This is a genomic window from Kitasatospora sp. NPDC059327 (assembly GCF_042752535.1).
In the GTDB taxonomy this organism is placed as follows: domain Bacteria; phylum Actinomycetota; class Actinomycetes; order Streptomycetales; family Streptomycetaceae; genus Kitasatospora.
The window spans coordinates 1-18,426 of record NZ_JBHYYB010000004.1 but is presented as its reverse complement, the minus strand read 5'-3'; the positions used below and the strand labels follow the sequence as shown (position 1 = coordinate 18,426).

Here is an 18,426-nt window from a genome sequence, read left to right as displayed (position 1 = left end):
GATGATGGAAGAGATGGGTGTGAGTTGAACGAGTGGATCGAAAGACTTGTGGCTGCAAGGAACGATGACCACCGATCCGACCCAGAATCTCCTTTGGCGGCACCCCCTGGGCTGCGGGCGTCGGCCAGTGCGAGTCAGATCACAGAGCTCGCGGGGTGGCTGAGGCAGCCGATCGAGCCGGGCTACCGCGAGTTCTTGGAGTTTTCGGACGGTATGGAAAACTTCTATGCGGGAATGCCGATCATGGGATGGCAAGACTGGCCATCCAGTAGTATTCTAATTCGCGCGCTTCGGTTTCGTGACATCGTTATCAGTATCGATGTTCACGTTGACGAAGGGCTTGCCGAGGACGCGGTTCTCGCACCGATCTCGGTGAATCGAGATGGCTCGGTGGGGATCTTTATGGTGTGGGACCACGAGTCGCCGACAAGGCGGTACTTCTGGGTTGGGAACGGTGATGCCGCTTTCTTTTCGACGTTGCCTGAAGTCTTTGCCTTCGCTTCGGGTGCTCGACTGTGGAGCGAATTCTCGACTAGCTGAGGCGCTCGGCGTTCTCATGCCTGGCCTGGCTGACCTCACCGCCGACGCCGACAGCCAGGAGCTGCCCGCGCTCTGCTCCATGACGGACACCCGCGGCTACGGCGAAACGGCGTTCACCTGGACCCTCGGCCAGGGCATCGAACACGGCTACCTCGCCGACTACCGCGTCCTGGTCCCGGTCGTCACCGACGAGGACCTGCGCGAACTCCTCAACCTGCCCGCCGTCGCCGACCTGCGCTCCCAGCGCTCCAACGAGGAACTGCTGCGCCTGGCCCTGCAGATCGCGGTGCTGCGCGCCGTCGCCGACCTGCGGCTGCGCCGCGTCATCACCTTCCACTCCCGCGTCACGGCCGCCCGGGAGTTCGCCGCGACCATGAACGCCACCGCGGAGCTGCTCCCGGACTCGGACCGCCCCGAGCGGGTGACCGCGCTCGCGGTGGCCGGCTCCGACCGCCTCTCGGAGCGCAGGGCCGCGTTCGCGACCTTCAGTGCCACCACCGGCGAGCGGCCCGGCGAGGAAGGGGAGGAGTGCTGCGTCATCTGCAACAGCCGGCTCCTCAACGAGGGCATCGACGTGGCCGCCGTGGACGCCATCGTCTTCGCCGACCCCAAGTCGAGCGTCATCGACATCGTCCAGGCCGTCGGCCGGGCGCTGCGCCAGTCCTACCGGCACGGCAAGGTCTCCTGGGTCATCATCCCCGTCTACCTCCCCACCCCCTCCATCGGCGACGACACCACCACGGTCGACCCGGCCAAGGTGTGTGAGGCGGGGGAGGCCGTGAAGGCCGAGGCCGACGACGAGATCGAGGCCGGCTCGTTCCGCACCATCTGGCGGGTCCTGCGGGCCCTGGCCGCCCTCGCCGCCCGCGTCGTCGGACGCATCACCGAGCTGCGCACCAAGCGGGCGGGCGAGAAGGACCACACTGCCGTGTCGGACGCCGACGCCGGCGAGGCCGCGGACACCGAGGCCGGTCCGGGGGCGCCGAGCAGCCAGATGCGCCGGAGTCGCCGGTGGAGTGGCTGCGGATCGACGCCCGCAAGCACGCCGCCCAGATCCTCCGGACCGTGAGGCTGCGCGCCTTCAACCCGCGCGCCACCAAGTGGCAGCGTATGTTCGCCCTGGCCGCCGTGTTCCACACCGGGCACCACCACCTCGACCCCACCGACAAGACCCGCGACGGCGCGCTGATCTCCTGGCTCGACCGCCGGCGCCACCTCCACGGCGCGGGCCTGCTCGCCCCGGTGCGGATCCACGAACTCGACCGGCTCGGCATGATCTGGGACAAGCACGCCCGTGCCTGGGAGCGCGGCTACGCCCCCGCCCGTGCCTGGGAGCGCGGCTACGCCCACGCCCGCGCCTGGGCCCGGACCCACGGGCACCTGGTGGTGCCGGCCGCCGAGAAGCTCGACGGCCACGCGGTCGGCGCCTGGGTCGGGCGCCAGCGCAAGAACGCGAAGCTGACGGCCGCCCAGGACACGAAGCTCACCGTGCTGGACGCGATGTGGCGGATCGAGCCGGACTGGAACAGGTCGTACCGGCGCCTGTGGCGGGCCTTTCTTCTTCGGTGTCCGGCTGGGGCCGGGCGCGTGTGGTGGTGAGGGCGCGGCCGGTCCAGAAGGCGTGGGTAGGGCTCTGCCCGCCGCGTTCGTCGGACGCGTCGGGCAGAGCGGTCAGAGACGGCCTGGAGCGTCTCCAGCGGGCACGACGGCAGGACGGGTCAGCGCCGGTGGAGCCCGAGTGCGGTGAGCTGGTCGAGCCGCGCTTCGGTCAGCTTGGCCCGGCGGCTCTTGGTGGTGGAGATCCATACCCCGGGCCTCACCTCGACCGCCCCGCGGTCGCCGTCGGGACCGGCTCGACGTGGGCGCCTGGCTCGGCCACCGAGGCGGTCCGCCTGTCGGGCCCGGAGTATGTCGTCCCCACCTTGGCGGCGGTTCCGGCTGGCAGTTTGTGATGCTCCTGGTCGTCTGTGGGGGAGGGGCTGTGCGGCCCTGGTTCCTTGGCGGGTTCGCTCCCGCCGCGGGGTAGGGGTGGCACAACCCGGTGGCCTTCTCAGCAACTACGCCATTCCGCGGAGACTTCGCCGTTGAACTGCCTGTTGGGCGCGGCCCAGACATCGATGTACCTGGTCGTACCCGCCCCACCCACCTGGAGGCTCTGAGCGGGCTCGCCGCCCCCGATGTAGTAGAACTTGATGAAGACACATCGCCCGTCGGCCTTGGCGTCGTAGATCGTGCCCGTGGCGTGGTTGCCGTCGCACATCTGGCCGCTGCCGCCGCCCTCGCTGCGGTAGTCGTTCCAGGGCGAGCACGCCTTGATCGACACCGTGGCGTCGGGCGCCGCCGCAGTGGTCGCGCTCGCCGCAGGCACCGCGAGTGCCGTCACCGCGAACAGGCTGCCAGCCACCGCTCCGAAGATCCTCTTCTTGATCACTGGTCCTTCTCCTCCATCCGGGGTCCGCGACCCCTCCATGGATTTGTAACTCCCTTCGGTCTATTGCTAGTTGCGTATTGTCTCGGCGCGGCTGGATTTCGGTCCAGTGCAGCCCGATAGGCATTCTTGACGCGAACAAGACATTCTGTTTGCCATTATGTTGCCTTGTAGGGGAATTGTTACTTCCGCGCCCGGCTGGGGCCGGCCACGCGTGGCGTTGAGGACGGGGCGGCCCGGAAGGGCCTCCAGGGGGTCCGGGTACGGCTCTGCCCGCCGCGTTCCTCGGACGCGGCGGGCAGAGCGGTCAGAGACGACCTGGAGCGCTTCCCGCGGGCGCGTTGCACCTCGACCGGCCCCGCTACGCCCAGCGGATGCCGAGTCGGGTGAGGCGTTCGTGTGGCTGGTCTACTGGTCGAGTCGCTTCCGGTCCGCCAGGACCCGCACGATGTGCTGGTAGTCCACCGACAGTGCCGACACCGCCAGCCCCAAGCGCCACATCGGTACCACCGACTTCGGCTTCGCCGCTGCCTTCGGCGGCTCGGGTTGAACCAGCCGCGGTTCCGGATCCCGCATGTCCTCGGAGGCCTCCGGGGTGGCAATACCGTCGCCGCCCGGGGCCAGCACCTCGCCGACCCGCGAGCGGGCAACGACCCGTTCCCTCCGGTCCTGATCGGCCATGGCTCTGTTCACGGAATGCGGCGGCAGCATTTGTTCACGAATTCGAGAGGCATCGCCACCTCGTCTGGAATCGAGCGGAGCACGACAGCGGGCAGCGCCCCGCGGCGGCGCAGTGTGGCCGGGGGAGGTCAGTGGCGGGTCGCGGCGACTGTGATGCCCAGGCAGATCAGTGCAACTCCGCCCGCGCCGCCGAGCAGCGAGAGGCGGCGGTCCGAGCCGGCGAACCAGGTGCGGGCGGCGGAGGCGCCCAGGCCCCACAGGCTGTCGCAGAGCAGGCCGATGACGGCCGGGACGAGGCCAAGGACCATCATCTGAAGTGGGATGCGGTCGGCGTCGTGGTTCACGAACTGTGGCAGGACCGCGACGAGGAAGACAAGGCACTTCGGGTTGGTGACGCCGACGAGGAATCCGTCCAGGACCGTGCGCAGGTCGCTGCGTTCCTCGTCCGTGACCGTCATGGCCGCGCGCAGGCGATCGCGCCGCCGGAGAGCCTGTATGCCGAGGTGGACGAGGTAGGCGGCTCCGGCGAGTTTCACCGCGGTGAGGGTCGTGGCCGAGTCCTGGACCAGGGTGCCCAGGCCCAGGGCCACGGCGGGCACCAGCGCGTAGCACCCCAGGAAGTTGCCCAGGACGGTGGCCAGGGCGGTGCGGCGACCGTGGGCGAGGGCGCGGCCGATCACGAACAGGACACTGGGTCCCGGGACGGCGATCACGACGAGCGACATCGCGGCGAACGCCACAAGGTCAGAGGTGGACACCATGGGCCGGTTACCTCCTTGGTTCGTGTGTGGTGCCGGTTCGGCACGGTGTCGTCGCTGTGCGTTGGGTCGCCCCGTGGGCTGTAGGGCCTGGGACGGGGGCTGTCGGTGCGGGAGTGTGACGTGGGCGCGGGGCAGCCGGGCCGGGACCGCAGGGTGTACGGCGTGTGGCCAGGCTCCAGAGGGGATCGGGGGTCCCAGGAGCCTGAACGACCCGGAAGCGTCCGATCAACTGATTGTGAAATCATGCAATCGTGATCTCGATGCGCTTCACCGAGACGGCCGCCGAGGATCTCGCGTTCTCCGTCTCCCCGTTGCTCGAAGCGGTCCATTCCTGGCACGCGCTGGCCGATCCTGGACACCATGCCCTGCACGTGCCCTGGGTTCGGCGCTGCCGCCTCCTTCCCGCGGCGCTGCGCCGGCAGATGCGCGAGCACGGTTTCGTGGTGGCCGACTACATCCCGGCCTTCTTCGAATGCCGGGCGGACGATCATGACGCGGACTTCGGCGACCAGCTCTCGGCGGTGCGTGCCCTGCCGGCCGGGCAGCTGGCCGCCGAGCTCGCCCAGACCCTCGTCGACACCACCCGCTACGACGGTCGCGACCTGGTCGAGGACACCATCACACGGGACGCCGCCCTGGCCGAGCTGCGGCAGAGCGACCCCGGCCGGGCCGCACGGCTGGGCGCCGTCCTCACCGACCCCCTGCCGATCCTGGAGGGCGCGCTCACCGCACTGGAGAACTACTGGAGCGCCGCCTTCGCCGAGGAATGGCAGGGCGTCGAACCCACCCTCTACGAGGCCATCGCCGGTGCTGGACGACGGATCGCCCATCAGGGCGTCTTCCCGATGCTCCGTACCCTGGTGCCGCAGATCCGCGTCGACCCCGCACAGCGGACCCTGCGCCTGGACCGCCCACACGACCACGACATCTCCGTCACCCCCACCCGCCCGGTGACGTTCACGGCGAGCCACTACGTGTGGCCCCACGTCCGTGTCACATGCGACGCCCCCTGGCCCCTCCGGATCACCTACCCGGCACTGCCCCTCACCCCGGCCTCCGTCCCACGCCCCGCAAGCCAGGAAGAACTCCTGGCCGCACTACGGGCCCTGGCCGCCGCGCCACGCCTGCAGATCGCCGCCTGCCTTGCCGCCCAGAGCCGCAGCACCCAGGAACTCGCCACCCTCCTCGGCCTGTCGCAATCCGTGATCTCCCGCCACCTCCAGCAGATGACCCAGGCCGGACTGACCACCACACGACGCGACGGCTACTACGTCCTCTACTCCCTCGACCCAACCCGCCTCAATCAAATCGCCACGGCCATCACCGGCCTCAACACACCTGACGACTGACCCAGTCACCCGGGCCTGCGGAGCATCGACTACATCGGGCACCGCGTCCGACCGACACCCACAGCCGCCTTCCTCGCGCAGGTGCTGTCCAAAGTCATGAACATCGAACACGACACGGCTGACGCGCCTCCCGAAGTCATGAACAGGCGTTGTCCGATCTCGTGAACAAAGCCACACAGGCACACCCACACCCGCCGGCCACACCCGCCGGAGCGGCCGATCCCCGCGCGGGTGACGGTCGGCGGCACGGGAGCGGCCGCGCTGCGCGAGCCGGCCGCCGTGCTGGGCCGCCCCGCCGAGGCACTGGCCCTGGAATACGCGGCCGGCGCGCTGAAGCTTCCGACCACCACGATCGGCGAGTCGCGGTTCGCGGACTGGGCGCTCTTCGAGGCCCGTCGGACCTCGCCACGCGAGCGGACCAGTGCCTGGCCGAGGGGTTCGGCCGGTGACCGGGACGGCCGCGCCGGTGTTCGCGGTGGCCGACACGGGAGTGCTGCTGGCGGTGTTCAACGCGCGCGACGACCTGCAACGGCCGGCGTCCAGGCACTGAACGTGCCGAAGATCCTGATCGTCTCGCCGCTGGTCCTGGCCGAGCTGGACCACCTGCTCCACACCCGTGCCGGGGAACGAGCCGCCGTGGACGGCCGGATCCCAATCGCCGCCATCGACGGCCCGCTCCTCACGGAGGCGGAGGAACTGATGCGCCGACACCTGGGAACGCGACTCGGCCTGGCGGACCGCGTCCACGCCGCCCTCGCCTGGCGGCTGACCAGGCCCGCGCTGCTCAGCTTCGACAAGCACTACGGCACGGCTCGGCCGTCGCTGTCCCAGGCCCGCCCGCCGTGCCCCGATTCGCTGGGGCCGCCCGTGGGGTGTCCCACCGAATCGGGTGTGTCCGGCGGCCATGGGTGCCTGCGGCCCTACACGCAGACGGGCGGCTTCGGGGATGAGTTGACGATGTAGAGGCTGGGCTGACCCTTGGCGTCGCTCATCATCGGCATGGCGATCGTGTCCCTGGTGGTCCAGGGGAGATCGCCGACGCTGAATGTCCAGGTCCCGGTGATCTTCGTGGCGGCCCTGGAGAGCGTGACCCAGCCGTATTCCCCGGGACGCACCTTTCCGCTCATCTGGTTTCCGACCGCTTGCGAACCGGACCAGACCTTTTTGAAGGAGAACTTCACCTTGACACTGACCTTGGCGATCAGTGATGACAGCGCACCGGTCTCCAACCCCAGCTCGATCTCGGAACCCATCTCGTGAGACCACCCATTCGTGTTGGTCACCACAAATGTGTGAGTAGCGTCCTCCGGGCCATTGTTACGCCACGCAATCGACTCGCAGGATTCCGGCAGCATTTCCGCCGGGGATTCCGACTCCATGTCCCACGAGCACCTCTTCGGTGAATCCTGGCACACCTTGGTCGCGTACGTTATGGCGAGTTGCCGCGGACCGCGCACGGGAGGCTTGTTCGCCTCGTGACCGAAGGGGACCTCCCACGACTGCGCCTCGTTGCCCTTGCAGCTGTACACAAGAGTCGGTACTCCGGGACTGATGTTCGAGCTGTTGGGGTAGAAGCACAGATTCGAGTACGTGGTTCGGATCATGAACCCGGTGGGTGTGGGATGGGCGTACCAGTCCTGCGCATGGTCGGCGCCGCACGATTCCAGATACACCGGCGCCTTGTCGCGGAAGGTAAGGAACTTGTTATTGGGAGTCGACAGGCACTTGCCCAGTGAAACGTTCTGAATCCGGAAGGTTCCGTTGTCCCAGTTCGGAGTCAGCCGCCAGGCCCTGTTCGGGCCGCTGCCAAGAGGCGTCAGCATCACTTGGTTCTCCTGGGAGCGCTGGGTATCCACGCCCAGCGCGACGCCGCCGTCCAGGAACAGCCGTGTGCAGTACATGCTCTCCGCGGCGGGGCAGGGGTTCCCGGCGAACTCCGCGGCGTGCGCCGTGCCACTTGTCATGGGAGTGACGGATACGCCGACGGCGAGGAGGGCTGTCACCAGGGACATGAGCAGCAGTCTCAAGACACCTGATCGAGCTCTCGGGGAAGACGGATTCATGATGTTCCTCTCTCTCGATTTCACGACACCGTGGCCGGTCTGGAGCGCGCGGCAACCCGGGGCGGGCAGGCCTGGGGCGCCGCGGACGGGCAGGCAACGCCGCCCGGTGTGCGAACGCGACGGTGCGGTGCTCCGCGCCACAGCCGCACACTCTCCGCGGCGAAGGAGCCCTCGGGATCCCGCCGCACCGGGCGGCCGGCCATGCCGGGACCGGCCGCTCGACCGTGCGCCGAGACCTCGCCCCAGCGGATCCGACACGAGTGATCGCCACGGATCCCCCGCGGGTGTCATGCACCCTCAAGGCCACGCAGGCACGCTATGCGAAGCAGGGTGGTTACCTTCAAGTACCCCTACTTCCCTTCGGGAAGACGGGAGTTGAAGTACCCGAGTGTCCTCACGGACGCCGTACGCGGCTCGTAGAACACCTTGACGGACAAGGCCGCGCCTCGCCACCGCCGTTCGACCAGGCCCGTGCCCGGGGAAGTTCGGCTCGCGCCCCGCAACCCGCACCGGGGTGAAACCCCGGTGCGGGTCTGGCCTGGACGGCTACGATCCCGGCATGACCGGCGCCGCGCCGCCCGCCGCCGACCAGCCGGCCGACGGCGAAGACCGGACCCGGGTGTGCGCCCGGCCCCAGTGTCCGAATCCGGTGCCGAAGGCCCGCACCGGCCGCCCCGCGCGGTACTGCTCCCGCTCCTGCGCAGCAAAGCCGACCGCGCCAAGGCCAAGACCCGCGAAGCCGCACCGGCCTCCGCGCCTGCCTCCGCACCAGGGCCCACCCCACCCGGGCCTGCCGCACCGGCCGATGACGACCGGTGGGGCGAGGACGGCCGCCACCTCCTCGGCACCGCGGACGCGCCGCGCCGCCGGCTGACCCGCTTCCTCCAGGAGACCGACGCGGCCGATCCGGCCGCGGCGTTCGCGCAGCCGGCCAAGGTACTGCCCGCCTACGGCACCCGCGCCCACATGGCCGCGCAGGACATCCGGGACAAGGCCCGCTGGCCCGACCTGGGCGAGCACGAGCGCCTCGTCGCCCGCTCGCGCGAGCGGATCGACCACTGGGACCACGACGACGCCCCGGACAACGACGACGCCGTCCCGGGCGAGACAAACGCCCCGCGAGGCGAAACCCCGCCCCCCGTCCCCGCCGAGCGGCCACCCACCCCTACCCCCGCACCCCCGAACCGGACACCGCCCCCGAGCCGGCCTGCCGGTCGGCCGCCGCCACGGCCGAGCGGGCCCGGCGGGCGGCCTGCACCGACCCCGAGCACCGCTTCGACTTCCCCGACCTCCTCGACGACCTGGAACCCACCCTCGGCCCCGGCTGGGAACTCGGCTCCTGGCTCACCCCCGACGCCCACGACGTCCTCCAGCTGCGCCACGACAGCACACCGGTCGGCTGGACCGCGCCGCTGCCCGACGGGCCGTGGGGACGGGCCGGCTGGATCGCCCTCCTCTACCAGCCGGACGGCGCCAGACTCCTCGTCGACGCGCTCTCCCGGCCCCGGACCCACCCGACCGCGGACCTGGCACTGGACGCCATCCAGCGCGCCCACCAGACCCGGCCGCCGGCCTCTGCCCGCTGACTCGGCATCACCAGGGCGTGGGGCCACCGTGGCGGTGCCGGGCGACAGCCTCCAGCAGCGCCTGCCGCGCGCCCCACAGCCGGCCCGCTCGGCGGCCAGGGCGTCCATGGCATCGCTTCCGTCATCTGTGGTGCCGGCCGGGGCTGTTCCGGTTTGTGGTTCGGTAGGGGAGTGTCGGGCGCTGGGGTGCGGGCGTGGGGTTCGAGCGCCGCCGCTGTCTTCTGGGCGGAGCGGGAGGCCTGCTGGGGGTTCGGAAGGACCCCGCACGGGTGGAGCGGTGGAGCGGTACCGGTGTCTCCGGGCCCCGGGCGGAATGTTGGCGTGCTGATCACATAAACGATCTATGCTGACCGGGTTCACGATCTCTCCCCGTGATCTCCGCTCAAGAAGCAGGTTCGCTTGATGAAGTTGCCCAAGGTGTCCGTCGTCCTCGCCGCGGCCGCGCTCGCTCCCACCGTGCTGTTCCCGTCGGTGGCCTCCGCCGCCGAGCCGCCGGCGCCCGCGGGGGTGTCCGGTCCGGACACGGTGTCCGACGCGGCGGGGGAGCACGATTCCCAGGAGGCGCTGGACCGGGCCGAGGTGGAGCGGATTCTGGCGGACAAGGAGTCGGGGCTTGGGGTTCGGGAGGCGGCTGAGAAGGCTCTCGCCGGTACCGCGGCGGATCTGCGGCACTTCCTGGAGGTCGAGCTGGTCCGGCAGCGTCGGGGCGACAATCAGGTGAAGGTCGCCCAGCTCGCCAACAATGCCGGTCCTGCTGTGCGTAAGGCTGTCGAGGTCGCGCTTCTGGGCTCGGACGAGGACGTGCTCAGGTTCTTGAAGGAGGGCCAGTTCACGGCCCGGGCCGAGGACGAGGACCGGGCCGAGGTGGAGCGGATTCTGGCGGACAAGGAGTCGGGGTTCGCTGTTCGGGCGGGCGCGGAGGAGGCTCTCGCCGGTACCGCGACGGATGTGCGGCACTTCCTTGAGGTCGAGCTGGCCGAGAGGCGCTGGGGCGACAACAAGGTGAAGGTCGCCCAGCTCTACAACAATGCCGGTCCTGCTGTGCGTAAGGCTGTCGAGGTCGCGTTGTGGGGTTCGGCCGAGGAGGTGCTCAAGTTCCTGAAGGAGGGTCAGTACGTCGCCCGTGCCGAGGACGACCGGGCCGAGATTCTCACGGTCCTCGCGGACGGGGAGAGTGGCCCGAGCGTCCAGGAGGGGGCCCGGAAGGCCCTGGACGGCACGCCCGCCGAGCTGCGCCGTTTCCTTGAGGTCGGGCTCGCGGACGCGCGCGTGGTCGACAACCGGGTGAAGGTGGCGCAGATCCTGTCGGTCGGTGGCCCCGCGGTCCAGAGGGCCGGGATCGCCGCGTTGAAGGGCTCCCCGCAGGATGTGGTCGCGTTCCTGAAGGAGGGCCAGTACAAGGCGCGCGCCGAGGACGAGGGCAACGCGGCGGCCGCCGCCAAGCCGACCGCGTCGGTCCGGCGGCCGGAGCAGGCCCAGAACACCGGCACCGGGCAGACCGCGCAGCCCGTCCAGCCCGCCGGTGTCGTGAGCATCACCGCTGGCACCATCCCGGCCCCGGCGGTGGTGCCCGCGCGGGTCGCCGCCACCACGGCCGCCACCCCGGCTCCGGCCTCCGGTCAGCTCGCCGCGACCGGCGCGGGCGAGGGCCTCGGCCTGGAGGCCGGCGGCGCGGCCGCGGCTCTTGCCGCCGGTGTCACTCTGGTGGCACTCTCGCGCCGTCGGTACGCCGCTGAGAGCTGATCGCGGCAGTCTGGGAGGGCGTTCGATACCGGTTTAGGCTTCCGCGAGTGGTTTCGGACGGAGGTATTGCCCGGTTCTGTCCGGGCTGGCGGTCAGGCGGTTGGTCATGGAGTTGACCATGGCCCAGTGGATCATCGAGCGTGACCGGTCCGGCAGTTCCTCGTAGTCGCGGTGGAGCCGCCGGTACCGGGACATGATCCCGAAGGTCTGTTCCACACGCCAGCGGATCGGCTGCACGACGAAGCCTCTCTGTTCCTTGTCGCGTGCCACGACCTCGACGTCGATGGACAGGGCGGCGCCGTGCTTGACGACGGCGTTGTTGTAGCCGGCGTCCACCCACGTCTTGGTCACGGTGGGCCACTTGGCGGTGAGGGTGTCCAGGACCTGCTTGCCGCCGGCGGAGTCCTGGACGCCCGCGGCGGTGACGATCAGGACCAGGAGCAGTCCGAGGGTGTCGGTGGCGATGTGGCGCTTGCGGCCCTTGACCCGCTTCCCACCGTCGTAGCCCTGGCTGTCGGCGGGCGCGTTCGGTGAGGCCTTCACCGATTGGCTGTCGATGATCGCGGCGCTCGGCAGGATTCGGCGGCCCTTCTTCGCCCGCAGCTGGTCACGGAGCGTGTCGTGGATGTGCTCGGTTGTGCCGTCCCGCTCCCACTCGTAAGGTCGGCCCGGGGCGCGGTACTGGCCTTGCGGCCAGCCCGTTTCCCCAGGCCGCCTCCCGAACCCGCCGTGCCCATTACTGAGCAACGGGCTCTCCACAAGTCCCGTTCAGAACCGGTTGGTTGTCATCCTGCGACCTTCCACGGAGAGGGAATCCCCGCTCCCCTGTACCGGTATCGGGTGGTACTGATCGATCCGGTATGGAGGAGCTTGGTCTCTCCGTCGTGGGGCCACCAACCGCCGTCGCAGTAGCGGCGACGGAGGGCCTTCCACCCGCTTCTGGCGTGTTTGCGGCGCAACCACGCGAAGACCTGACGCCACACAATTGCGGCCAGGAACCCGAAGGTCTTGCTCGACACGCCGGGGCGGAAGTACTCGCACCAGCCTCGCAATACCGGATTGAGCCGGTGTAGCAGGATCGCGAGCGGTTGGTCAACGTTCGTTTCCCGGCAGATTGTCTTTACCTTCCGACTGATAGACGCGAGCGCCTTCTTGGCCGGGTAGGTGTAGACGTATTGCCGGTTCTCGCCCTTCTTCTGATGGCGCTGGATGCGCCATCCTAGAAAGTTGAGACCATCATCGATGTGAGTGATCAGGGTCTTCTCTTGGGACAAGCGCAAACCCATCCCCCCGAGAACCCCTGCGATCTCGTCTCGCAGCTCTGCCGCGTCCTCCTGGGTGCCGTGGATTGCAAGGCACCAGTCATCCGCATAGCGGACCAGGCGAAAGTTCGGCAGGCCCTGGCGTCGGCGCACCTGCCGCTGCCATTGACTGCTGGACGGACCTCCCGGTTTCTGGGCGATGAACTCGTCCAGGACCGACAAGGCCACGTTGCTCATCAGAGGAGACAAGATCGACCCTTGCGGAGTCCCGGCCTCGGTGTGCCTCAGCGAACCGTCCTCTGCAAGGATGCCCGCCTTCAGAAACGCCTTGACCAGATCCAGAACACGTTTGTCTCCGATCCTTCTCCGCACCCGTTCCATCAGAGCCGAGTGAGAGATTTCATCGAAGCAAGCCTTGATGTCACCCTCCACAATCCACTCGTACGAGCGGGACGTGAAGTAGCGCACCTCGGCCACCGCGTCATGGGCACGCCGGTTCGGCCGGAACCCGTACGAGCACGGCAGGAAGTCCGTCTCGAAAATTGGTTCCAGAACCAGCTTCAGGGACGCCTGCACCACCCGGTCTGTCACGGTCGCGATCCCCAGGTGGCGCTTCTTGCCATCCGACTTGGGAATCAGCCTTTCCCTGACCGGTAAGGGGCGGAAACTGCGGTCCCTCAGCGAGAACCGCAGTCGGGCGAGAAACTTCTCGACCCCGGCCGCCTCAATCCAATGGGCCGAGTGGCCGTCCACCCCTGCGGTGCGGGCTCCCTTGTTGCTCCGCACGCGGGCCCACGCCACCACTAGGAACGCGGGATCGCACACGAGATTGAACAAATCGTCAAACCTTCGATGACCATCATCAAGTGCCCAACGGTGCAGCTTGGTCTGGATTTCCCGTACTCGCAGCTCGGCCCCGAAGAGCACATCATCGAACTCCGATGCACCAGTGTTCACCGGCGACCTCCAGGCATTCCAGTCCTTCCACTGTTGACTTGCTGACCCCCTTCCCCATGTACACGCCTCTCGCGTGCTCCGAGTACTACGGGGCCTCCGCCCCACCTGCGGCCGTCAGCCGGCAACGGGCCTGCCCTTCGGACGAGCTGGCACTCGCCCGGGAGGGTGACCACAGGTGGTTCCCACGTTCACTGCTGACCGATCGGCCAGTTAGGCACCCGGCTGTACCCCGGCAGCTTCGCCACGACTACGCCGCAGACATTCGTCGTGGCCTCCTCGCCATCCATTGAGAACGGCTTCGGAGACGGCCCCCTCTTCAAAACAGGCGACCGAGTACTGCATACCGACCCATATCCACCAGATTTGAGTCGGCACGGCTCTTACGGAGCGTCAACCACCGATTCGCTTTCGCTGTACCTTCTGGCCTCGATTGCCGGACCCGGCCCATCTGGTAGTACTGGACCGTCCCGGCGTTGTCGGGGCTGCTTTCCACCCTCACCGGCGTTCCCCGGATCAGGCTGCCCCCATCTTCGATCAGGCCGCTGCGACGGCCCGATGGCGGAGGTCTTCCACCTCCGCTCGGTCGAACAGCGCCTCGTGGCGCACCTTGAAGTAGCCGTAGACGGTGGTGTGCGGCGGGAAGTCGTGCGGCAGGTACCGCCAGGCGATACCCGTCCGCGCGACGTAGAGGATCGCGTTCACCACCTCGCGCAGCCCGGTGGTCGGCTCGCGACCCTCGCCGCGAGCCGCCCGCCATCGCAGCAGCGTTGGCTCGATGAACTGCCACTGATCGTCCTTCAGGTCCGAGGGATACCGGCGTCGTTCCGTCACGGTTGATCAATATCGCGGACACGGACCTGGCCGCCACGAGATCATCGAATCGAGTCCGCGCTGTATCGATCAAAGCCGGACAGTTGGGGGATTCCCCTACCGAACACCCTCTCAGAGGTGCTGGCTACGCCGTCCGGCTGGGCGGTGGCCGACGTATTCGTGCGCGCCATGCGATTCCACGGGTCCCAGCCGAGGTGCTCACCGACACGGAAAGCAGTTCACCGGCCGCTTCACGCGGCCCCGCCCCGCCGGGTCCTCTTCGAGCGGGTCTGCCGGGAGCGGGGCAAGGCCGCGGGCCGGCGCGCGTGGAGGCGTCACCGGGCAGCAGCCGACACTGCCGTTGTGCCCGTTTCGGCCGTCGCCAGGACGTCGTCGGTGTTCACCTGGAGGTCCTTCCCGTGGTCGCAGGCCGCGCCCAGCAGTGATGCGTAGGTGTCGAGCCGTCGGCGCAGGTGGAGCCGCGCGCCGCGCAGATGCTTCGCCCGAAGGTGCTTGGCTTCCAGGCTGAGCGTCGCGCAGTCAGTGCCGCGGTGCCGAAGTTCGCGCATCAGGGGGCTGTGGACGGGCTCGCCCTGGGTGGCCTCGCTCCACGCGAGGACGGTGCCGATGGCCGGGTCGCCGTGTTGGTGGAGCCTGATCAGGCGGGGGATGCCGCCGGACAGGGCCTGCCAGTCCCGGCCGGGCGTGTGCCAGGTGGCCAGCCTTCGGCGCCTGGTCGCGTAGTTGACGCGGTCGTCGATGGTGTCGAGGTGGTCGGCGATACGGCCGACCCTGAGTTCGAACTCCGGCCACATCCGGCCGGCTTCGAGGCGGGTGCCGGGAATACTGCGGAGCTTTGCAGCCGTGCCTGGCGGAAGCCCCAGGACCTCTGCACACCCCGTCCACGGGACGCCGCAGGCTAGTCCCGTACTCCGCGGGTCGTTGATTAGGATGGTTCGGGCGGCGGGGTGGTGTCCTGAGCGGGGCTGCGGGGGTTGAGTTGGGTGTGTCGATGACTTCCCGGTCCCTGCGGCTACGGTCCCAGTGCCAGCGCTTCGAGTGCGCGGTGGTGTCCGTGGTGGAGAAGCGTCTGGGCGCTCTGCCTGTCGCTGCCGAGTTTCTGCGCCGGCTGGACGTGGCCGGGATCGTCGACGAGCTGTGCCCGGGCGGTGCGAGCGCGCATCTGACGCACGGGCAGGTGATCGAGGCGATGGTGGCGAACCGGCTGACCTCGCCCGCGCCGCTGGTGCGGGTCGGCGACTGGGCCGAACCTGGGCGGTGGAGGAGGTCTTCGGCATCGAGTCGGCCCTGATCAACGACGACCGCCTGGCCCGGGCCCTCGATGCCGTCGCCCCGCAGTTGGAGAAGCTCGCGGGTACGGTCGGCGCGCGGGCGATCGCCGAGTTCGGCATCGATGTCAGCAGGCTGCACTGGGACATGACCAGCATGTCCGTCCACGGCGCCTACCCGGAGCAGGACCAGGACGAGCAGTACCCGGTGATCGGCTATGGGAACCCCAAGGACCGGCGGGTGGACCTGAAGCAGGTTCAGGCCGGGCTCGCGGTGTCCGCCGATGGTGGCATTCCGTCCACGCCCGCGTGTTCGGCGGCGGCGCGGCCGAGGTCTGCCAGGTCGTCGGGGCGATGCGGGACCTGTCCGCGATAGCGGGCGAGCAGAAGTTCTTGCTGGTCGCGGATTCCAAGCTGGTGTCCTACGCGAACGTCGCCGCGCTGCTGGCTGCCGAGGTGGAGTTCATCGCGCCGGTCCCGGCCGCGCAGGTCAAGGACGAGGTCTATGCCGCCCTCGACCTGGAACGGGCCCGTGTCGTGGCCTGGGTGCCAGAGCGGGACACGGGCAAGCCGCCCGACCAGCGGGAGGTCTACCGGGCGCTGGAGGTCATCCACACCCTGACCGGGCCGCGCAAGCGCGACCCGGTACTGACGGTGCGACGGATTCTGGTCCACTCCACCGGCAACGCGAAGGGGCAGCGGGCGGCCCGGGCCAAGCGCCTGACCAAGGCACAGGAGTAGCTGGACAAGCTCGCCGGTGCGGCGGGCGGGCTGCACTACAAGACCCGCGAGAAGATCGCAGCCCGGGTCGGGGTCATCGCCGCCCGCCGCCGTGTCGCCTCCTGCCTGCGCTGGCACATCACCGAGGACGAGACCGGCGCCCCGAGCCTGGAATGGCACTTCGACCAGGAGGTGCTGGACGCCGAGGCCGCGGTCGACGGCTGGTACGCGCTGCTGGCCGGCATCCCCGCCGACAGGGCCGACCCCGCACAGGTCCTGGTCCAGTACAAGGGCCAGGGCGCGGTCGAGCGCCGCTACGCGGACTTCAAGGGCCCACTCGCTGTCGCCCCGGTGTTCGTGCAGCACAACCACCGCGTCGCAGCCCTGATCCAGGTGACTTGCCTCGCCCTGCTGGTGTTCTGCCTGATCGAGCGTCAGGCCAGACGGGCGCTCGGCCCCGAGCAAACCATGGCCGGCCTCGACCCGGACAACCGCCGGGTCCGCCCCACCAGTCGGATGATCCTCTACCACCTCGGCGAACTCACCCTGCACGTCGGCACCATGACCGAGCAGCCGACAGTGCAGATCACCCGCGGCGTCCAACTCCACCTCCTCGAACTCCTCGGAATCGAAGTCACACAAACCCGCTGGCCACAGACCTGAACCGGTGACCTACGACGTGCAGGCCCAGACTCATGCCGCCGCCCGCGATGACGGAGGCCGGGCGTCACTGGAGGCGGTGGCCGCGACGCCGCCCCGCGCGGCCGTCTCCAGACCAGCGAAGGCCGCGCCGGGCGGTCGAAGGGGCATTGGACAGCTGAGCTGACGGGTCGTTAGTCTCTGCCTTCCGGTGGCTTTCGACGTGCTCGGGGGCCGGTGGCAAGCTTGCTCGCAGGGGGTTCCAGTGGGATTCAAGCAGAACAACAATTTCAAGAATGTCGGCAGCGTCAACAACTTCGACAACAACCAGGGAACCGTGCATATCGGGGGCGGATCCCAGGCTGCGCAGCAGACGGACCTCCAGGCCGTTCTGCGCGCGGTGCTGGAAGAGGTCGAGCGGGCGCGCAGCGCCGGCACTCTCAGCAGTGATGTGGCTGGCCACGTGGAGACACAGGTTCGTGAGGCGGCGCTGGCGGCGAGCGAGCCGGACGCCGACGCGGAGGCTGTGACGAGCCGACTGACGGCTGTGCGCCAGTTCCTGGTCGGAACGGCCGGGGCGCCGGCGATTGTCTCGGCCCTGGCCACGGCGATCAACACGGCGCACACTTTCTTTTGACTGTCGGAGGGCAGTGAGCCGGACGTGGGAGCGCAACAGCCGGGCACACAGGTCAACGTCAACAGCAGGGACTCTCGCCACACCGGCATCGTCCTCGGCCTGATCGTGCTTGGCGTGGTCGCACTGGCCGTTGTCGGCGTGGTGGCGGTGAATGGCTGGGGCGCCGGCGGCAACACGGCTGGCGGAGCGTCCCTTCCCTCGGCGGCCGTCAGCTTGACACCCTCCGCCGTCTCCGCCTCGCCTACGGCCTCGGGCACGCCCGTGCCCGCGCTGGGGACGCCCGAGGCCACGACGTCCGCGACCAAGGCTGCCGCCACGAGCCGACCCACCCCGTCCTGCAGCGTTGAGCACCCCGCAGATCTCCCCGCCGTCACCCAAACCGTCTGCTATCTCCTCGACGGGGACAACCTCTACATGGTCGCCTTCGTCAAAGCCTCCACCCCCACACAGGCCACCGTGTATATGTGGCTGACAGCGGGCGATGTGTACGCCTACCCGGCCAAGGGCCCGTACGCGTTCCCCGTGACCACGCTTGGCACGACGGCGAAGGAGTTCAGGCAGCTTGTCGAGATGCCGCTGACGCACGGGACCACCTACTCCGTGCACATCAGCACCAAGGCCCCGGGGTCACCAGCGCCGAACGCGGTGAACAATCCCGCTGTCACCGGGTACTCGATGTCCGTCGCCTACTGACCATAGACGAGGGACCTCGGCGTCGCCCGGCCCGACGCAAACCCGCTGGCCATAAACCTGAACCGGTGACCTGCGAAGTGCAGGGCTAGTGTCCTGCGCCGGAGATCCGTCGGCAGAATCGGGCGAGTGAGTCGAGGATCTCGTCGGCGGTCTTGGTCCAGGTGAACGGTGTGGGGTCCTCGTTCCAGCGCTTGACCCAGGTGCGGATGTCGCGTTCGAGTGCCTGGACGTTCTTGTGGGATCCGCGGCGGATCATCTGGTCGGTGAG

At 69.0% G+C, this 18,426-nt stretch carries 21 protein-coding genes and 1 pseudogene; 12 read left to right on the top strand and 10 right to left on the bottom strand.

The features are described 5' to 3' along the window. Positions 1-24 precede the first annotated feature (24 nt). From ACFXHB_RS03685 to ACFXHB_RS03675, 3 genes are read left to right on the top strand one after another with little or no spacing between them, the layout of a single operon-like run. Positions 25-540, top strand: coding sequence for a hypothetical protein (locus ACFXHB_RS03685; RefSeq protein ID WP_380571791.1), 516 nt, complete (start codon positions 25-27; stop codon positions 538-540). Positions 541-556: 16 nt separating this feature from the next. Next, positions 557-1,609 (top strand): helicase-related protein, encoded by a 1,053-nt coding sequence (locus tag ACFXHB_RS03680; protein ID WP_380571789.1) that lies wholly within the window; start codon positions 557-559, stop codon positions 1,607-1,609. Beyond that, the gene (locus ACFXHB_RS03675) at positions 1,552-2,139 is read left to right on the top strand and encodes a helicase associated domain-containing protein (protein WP_380571787.1); all 588 of its coding nucleotides are present in this window, start codon (positions 1,552-1,554) and stop codon (positions 2,137-2,139) included. Before ACFXHB_RS03680 ends, ACFXHB_RS03675 begins: the two co-directional genes overlap by 58 nt. A gap of 451 nt (positions 2,140-2,590) precedes the next feature. Here ACFXHB_RS03675 and ACFXHB_RS03670 read toward each other — a convergent pair whose 3' ends face one another. The 3 genes from ACFXHB_RS03670 to ACFXHB_RS03660 form a co-directional block, all read right to left on the bottom strand. Continuing rightward, the gene (locus ACFXHB_RS03670; protein WP_380571785.1) at positions 2,591-2,971 is read right to left on the bottom strand and encodes a hypothetical protein; all 381 of its coding nucleotides are present in this window, start codon (positions 2,969-2,971) and stop codon (positions 2,591-2,593) included. Between the two features lie 405 nt (positions 2,972-3,376). Further along, complete coding sequence (locus ACFXHB_RS03665; protein WP_380571783.1) at positions 3,377-3,649, bottom strand: hypothetical protein; 273 nt, start codon at positions 3,647-3,649, stop codon at positions 3,377-3,379. Between the two features lie 128 nt (positions 3,650-3,777). Next, positions 3,778-4,410 carry a LysE family translocator gene (locus tag ACFXHB_RS03660; RefSeq protein WP_380571781.1) on the bottom strand — a complete coding sequence of 211 codons (633 nt, stop codon included), beginning with the start codon at positions 4,408-4,410 and terminating at the stop codon, positions 3,778-3,780. 260 nt (positions 4,411-4,670) lie between these two features. Here ACFXHB_RS03660 and ACFXHB_RS03655 point away from each other — a divergent pair, with 260 nt between their 5' ends. Both ACFXHB_RS03655 and ACFXHB_RS03650 read left to right on the top strand, forming a co-directional pair. Next, a complete protein-coding gene (locus ACFXHB_RS03655) occupies positions 4,671-5,759 on the top strand; it encodes a DUF5937 family protein (protein WP_380572037.1) in 1,089 nt (362 codons plus the stop codon). 231 nt (positions 5,760-5,990) lie between these two features. Further along, positions 5,991-6,722 carry a hypothetical protein gene (locus ACFXHB_RS03650; protein ID WP_380571779.1) on the top strand — a complete coding sequence of 244 codons (732 nt, stop codon included), beginning with the start codon at positions 5,991-5,993 and terminating at the stop codon, positions 6,720-6,722. Here ACFXHB_RS03650 and ACFXHB_RS03645 read toward each other — a convergent pair. Next, positions 6,680-7,771: an RICIN domain-containing protein gene (locus tag ACFXHB_RS03645; protein WP_380571777.1), complete on the bottom strand. Its 1,092-nt coding sequence runs from the start codon at positions 7,769-7,771 to the stop codon at positions 6,680-6,682. The two genes, ACFXHB_RS03650 and ACFXHB_RS03645, sit on opposite strands and share 43 nt — an antisense overlap. A gap of 597 nt (positions 7,772-8,368) precedes the next feature. Next, the gene (locus ACFXHB_RS03640; RefSeq protein WP_380571775.1) at positions 8,369-8,881 is read right to left on the bottom strand and encodes a hypothetical protein; all 513 of its coding nucleotides are present in this window, start codon (positions 8,879-8,881) and stop codon (positions 8,369-8,371) included. Positions 8,882-9,810: 929 nt separating this feature from the next. On the opposite strand from ACFXHB_RS03640, the gene ACFXHB_RS03635 reads away from it, so the two are divergent. After that, the gene (locus tag ACFXHB_RS03635) at positions 9,811-11,151 is read left to right on the top strand and encodes an ALF repeat-containing protein (RefSeq protein WP_380571773.1); all 1,341 of its coding nucleotides are present in this window, start codon (positions 9,811-9,813) and stop codon (positions 11,149-11,151) included. A gap of 33 nt (positions 11,152-11,184) precedes the next feature. On the opposite strand, the gene ACFXHB_RS03630 is transcribed toward ACFXHB_RS03635, so the two are convergent. The 4 genes from ACFXHB_RS03630 to ACFXHB_RS03615 all read right to left on the bottom strand — a co-directional run bounded on the left by ACFXHB_RS03630 (position 11,185) and on the right by ACFXHB_RS03615 (position 14,995). Further along, positions 11,185-11,910: an IS5 family transposase gene (locus ACFXHB_RS03630; protein WP_380571771.1), complete on the bottom strand. Its 726-nt coding sequence runs from the start codon at positions 11,908-11,910 to the stop codon at positions 11,185-11,187. A gap of 26 nt (positions 11,911-11,936) precedes the next feature. Beyond that, the gene (gene ltrA / locus ACFXHB_RS03625) at positions 11,937-13,370 is read right to left on the bottom strand and encodes a group II intron reverse transcriptase/maturase (protein ID WP_380571769.1); all 1,434 of its coding nucleotides are present in this window, start codon (positions 13,368-13,370) and stop codon (positions 11,937-11,939) included. A gap of 534 nt (positions 13,371-13,904) precedes the next feature. Continuing rightward, on the bottom strand, positions 13,905-14,201 hold the full coding sequence (locus ACFXHB_RS03620) for a transposase (RefSeq protein WP_380571767.1): 297 nt from the start codon (positions 14,199-14,201) through the stop codon (positions 13,905-13,907). A gap of 314 nt (positions 14,202-14,515) precedes the next feature. Beyond that, positions 14,516-14,995 (bottom strand): hypothetical protein, encoded by a 480-nt coding sequence (locus ACFXHB_RS03615; RefSeq protein ID WP_380571765.1) that lies wholly within the window; start codon positions 14,993-14,995, stop codon positions 14,516-14,518. 197 nt (positions 14,996-15,192) lie between these two features. Here ACFXHB_RS03615 and ACFXHB_RS03610 point away from each other — a divergent pair, with 197 nt between their 5' ends. The 6 genes from ACFXHB_RS03610 (at position 15,193) to ACFXHB_RS03585 (ending at position 18,158) form a co-directional block, all read left to right on the top strand. Then, positions 15,193-15,492: a DUF4277 domain-containing protein gene (locus ACFXHB_RS03610; RefSeq protein ID WP_380571763.1), complete on the top strand. Its 300-nt coding sequence runs from the start codon at positions 15,193-15,195 to the stop codon at positions 15,490-15,492. Then, complete coding sequence (locus tag ACFXHB_RS03605; RefSeq protein ID WP_380571761.1) at positions 15,459-15,845, top strand: hypothetical protein; 387 nt, start codon at positions 15,459-15,461, stop codon at positions 15,843-15,845. Before ACFXHB_RS03610 ends, ACFXHB_RS03605 begins: the two co-directional genes overlap by 34 nt. Further along, the gene (locus ACFXHB_RS03600; RefSeq protein ID WP_380571759.1) at positions 15,824-16,210 is read left to right on the top strand and encodes a hypothetical protein; all 387 of its coding nucleotides are present in this window, start codon (positions 15,824-15,826) and stop codon (positions 16,208-16,210) included. The genes ACFXHB_RS03605 and ACFXHB_RS03600 overlap by 22 nt, the downstream gene beginning before the upstream one ends. 171 nt (positions 16,211-16,381) lie before the next feature. After that, a complete protein-coding gene (locus ACFXHB_RS03595) occupies positions 16,382-16,852 on the top strand; it encodes a hypothetical protein (RefSeq protein ID WP_380571757.1) in 471 nt (156 codons plus the stop codon). Positions 16,853-17,093: 241 nt separating this feature from the next. Next, positions 17,094-17,465, top strand: coding sequence for a hypothetical protein (locus tag ACFXHB_RS03590; RefSeq protein WP_380571754.1), 372 nt, complete (start codon positions 17,094-17,096; stop codon positions 17,463-17,465). 24 nt (positions 17,466-17,489) lie between these two features. Continuing rightward, positions 17,490-18,158 carry a hypothetical protein gene (locus ACFXHB_RS03585; RefSeq protein ID WP_380571751.1) on the top strand — a complete coding sequence of 223 codons (669 nt, stop codon included), beginning with the start codon at positions 17,490-17,492 and terminating at the stop codon, positions 18,156-18,158. Positions 18,159-18,243: 85 nt separating this feature from the next. Here the strand turns inward: ACFXHB_RS03585 and ACFXHB_RS03580 are convergent. Beyond that, positions 18,244-18,426: pseudogene (locus ACFXHB_RS03580) on the bottom strand (IS630 family transposase); the annotation flags it as partial.

Bases quoted from the DNA above. Each gene is read 5' to 3' on its own strand.
- ACFXHB_RS03660 (WP_380571781.1), bottom strand. From the start codon at position 4,410: ATGGTGTCCACCTCTGACCTTGTGGCGTTCGCCGCGATGTCGCTCGTC.
- ACFXHB_RS03665 (WP_380571783.1), bottom strand. From the start codon at position 3,649: ATGGCCGATCAGGACCGGAGGGAACGGGTCGTTGCCCGCTCGCGGGTC.
- ACFXHB_RS03645 (WP_380571777.1), bottom strand. From the start codon at position 7,771: ATGTCCCTGGTGACAGCCCTCCTCGCCGTCGGCGTATCCGTCACTCCC.
- ACFXHB_RS03610 (WP_380571763.1), top strand. From the start codon at position 15,193: ATGACTTCCCGGTCCCTGCGGCTACGGTCCCAGTGCCAGCGCTTCGAG.
- ACFXHB_RS03600 (WP_380571759.1), top strand. From the start codon at position 15,824: ATGCGGGACCTGTCCGCGATAGCGGGCGAGCAGAAGTTCTTGCTGGTC.
- ACFXHB_RS03655 (WP_380572037.1), top strand. From the start codon at position 4,671: ATGCGCTTCACCGAGACGGCCGCCGAGGATCTCGCGTTCTCCGTCTCC.
- ACFXHB_RS03680 (WP_380571789.1), top strand. From the start codon at position 557: ATGCCTGGCCTGGCTGACCTCACCGCCGACGCCGACAGCCAGGAGCTG.
- ACFXHB_RS03615 (WP_380571765.1), bottom strand. From the start codon at position 14,995: ATGTGGCCGGAGTTCGAACTCAGGGTCGGCCGTATCGCCGACCACCTC.
- ACFXHB_RS03635 (WP_380571773.1), top strand. From the start codon at position 9,811: ATGAAGTTGCCCAAGGTGTCCGTCGTCCTCGCCGCGGCCGCGCTCGCT.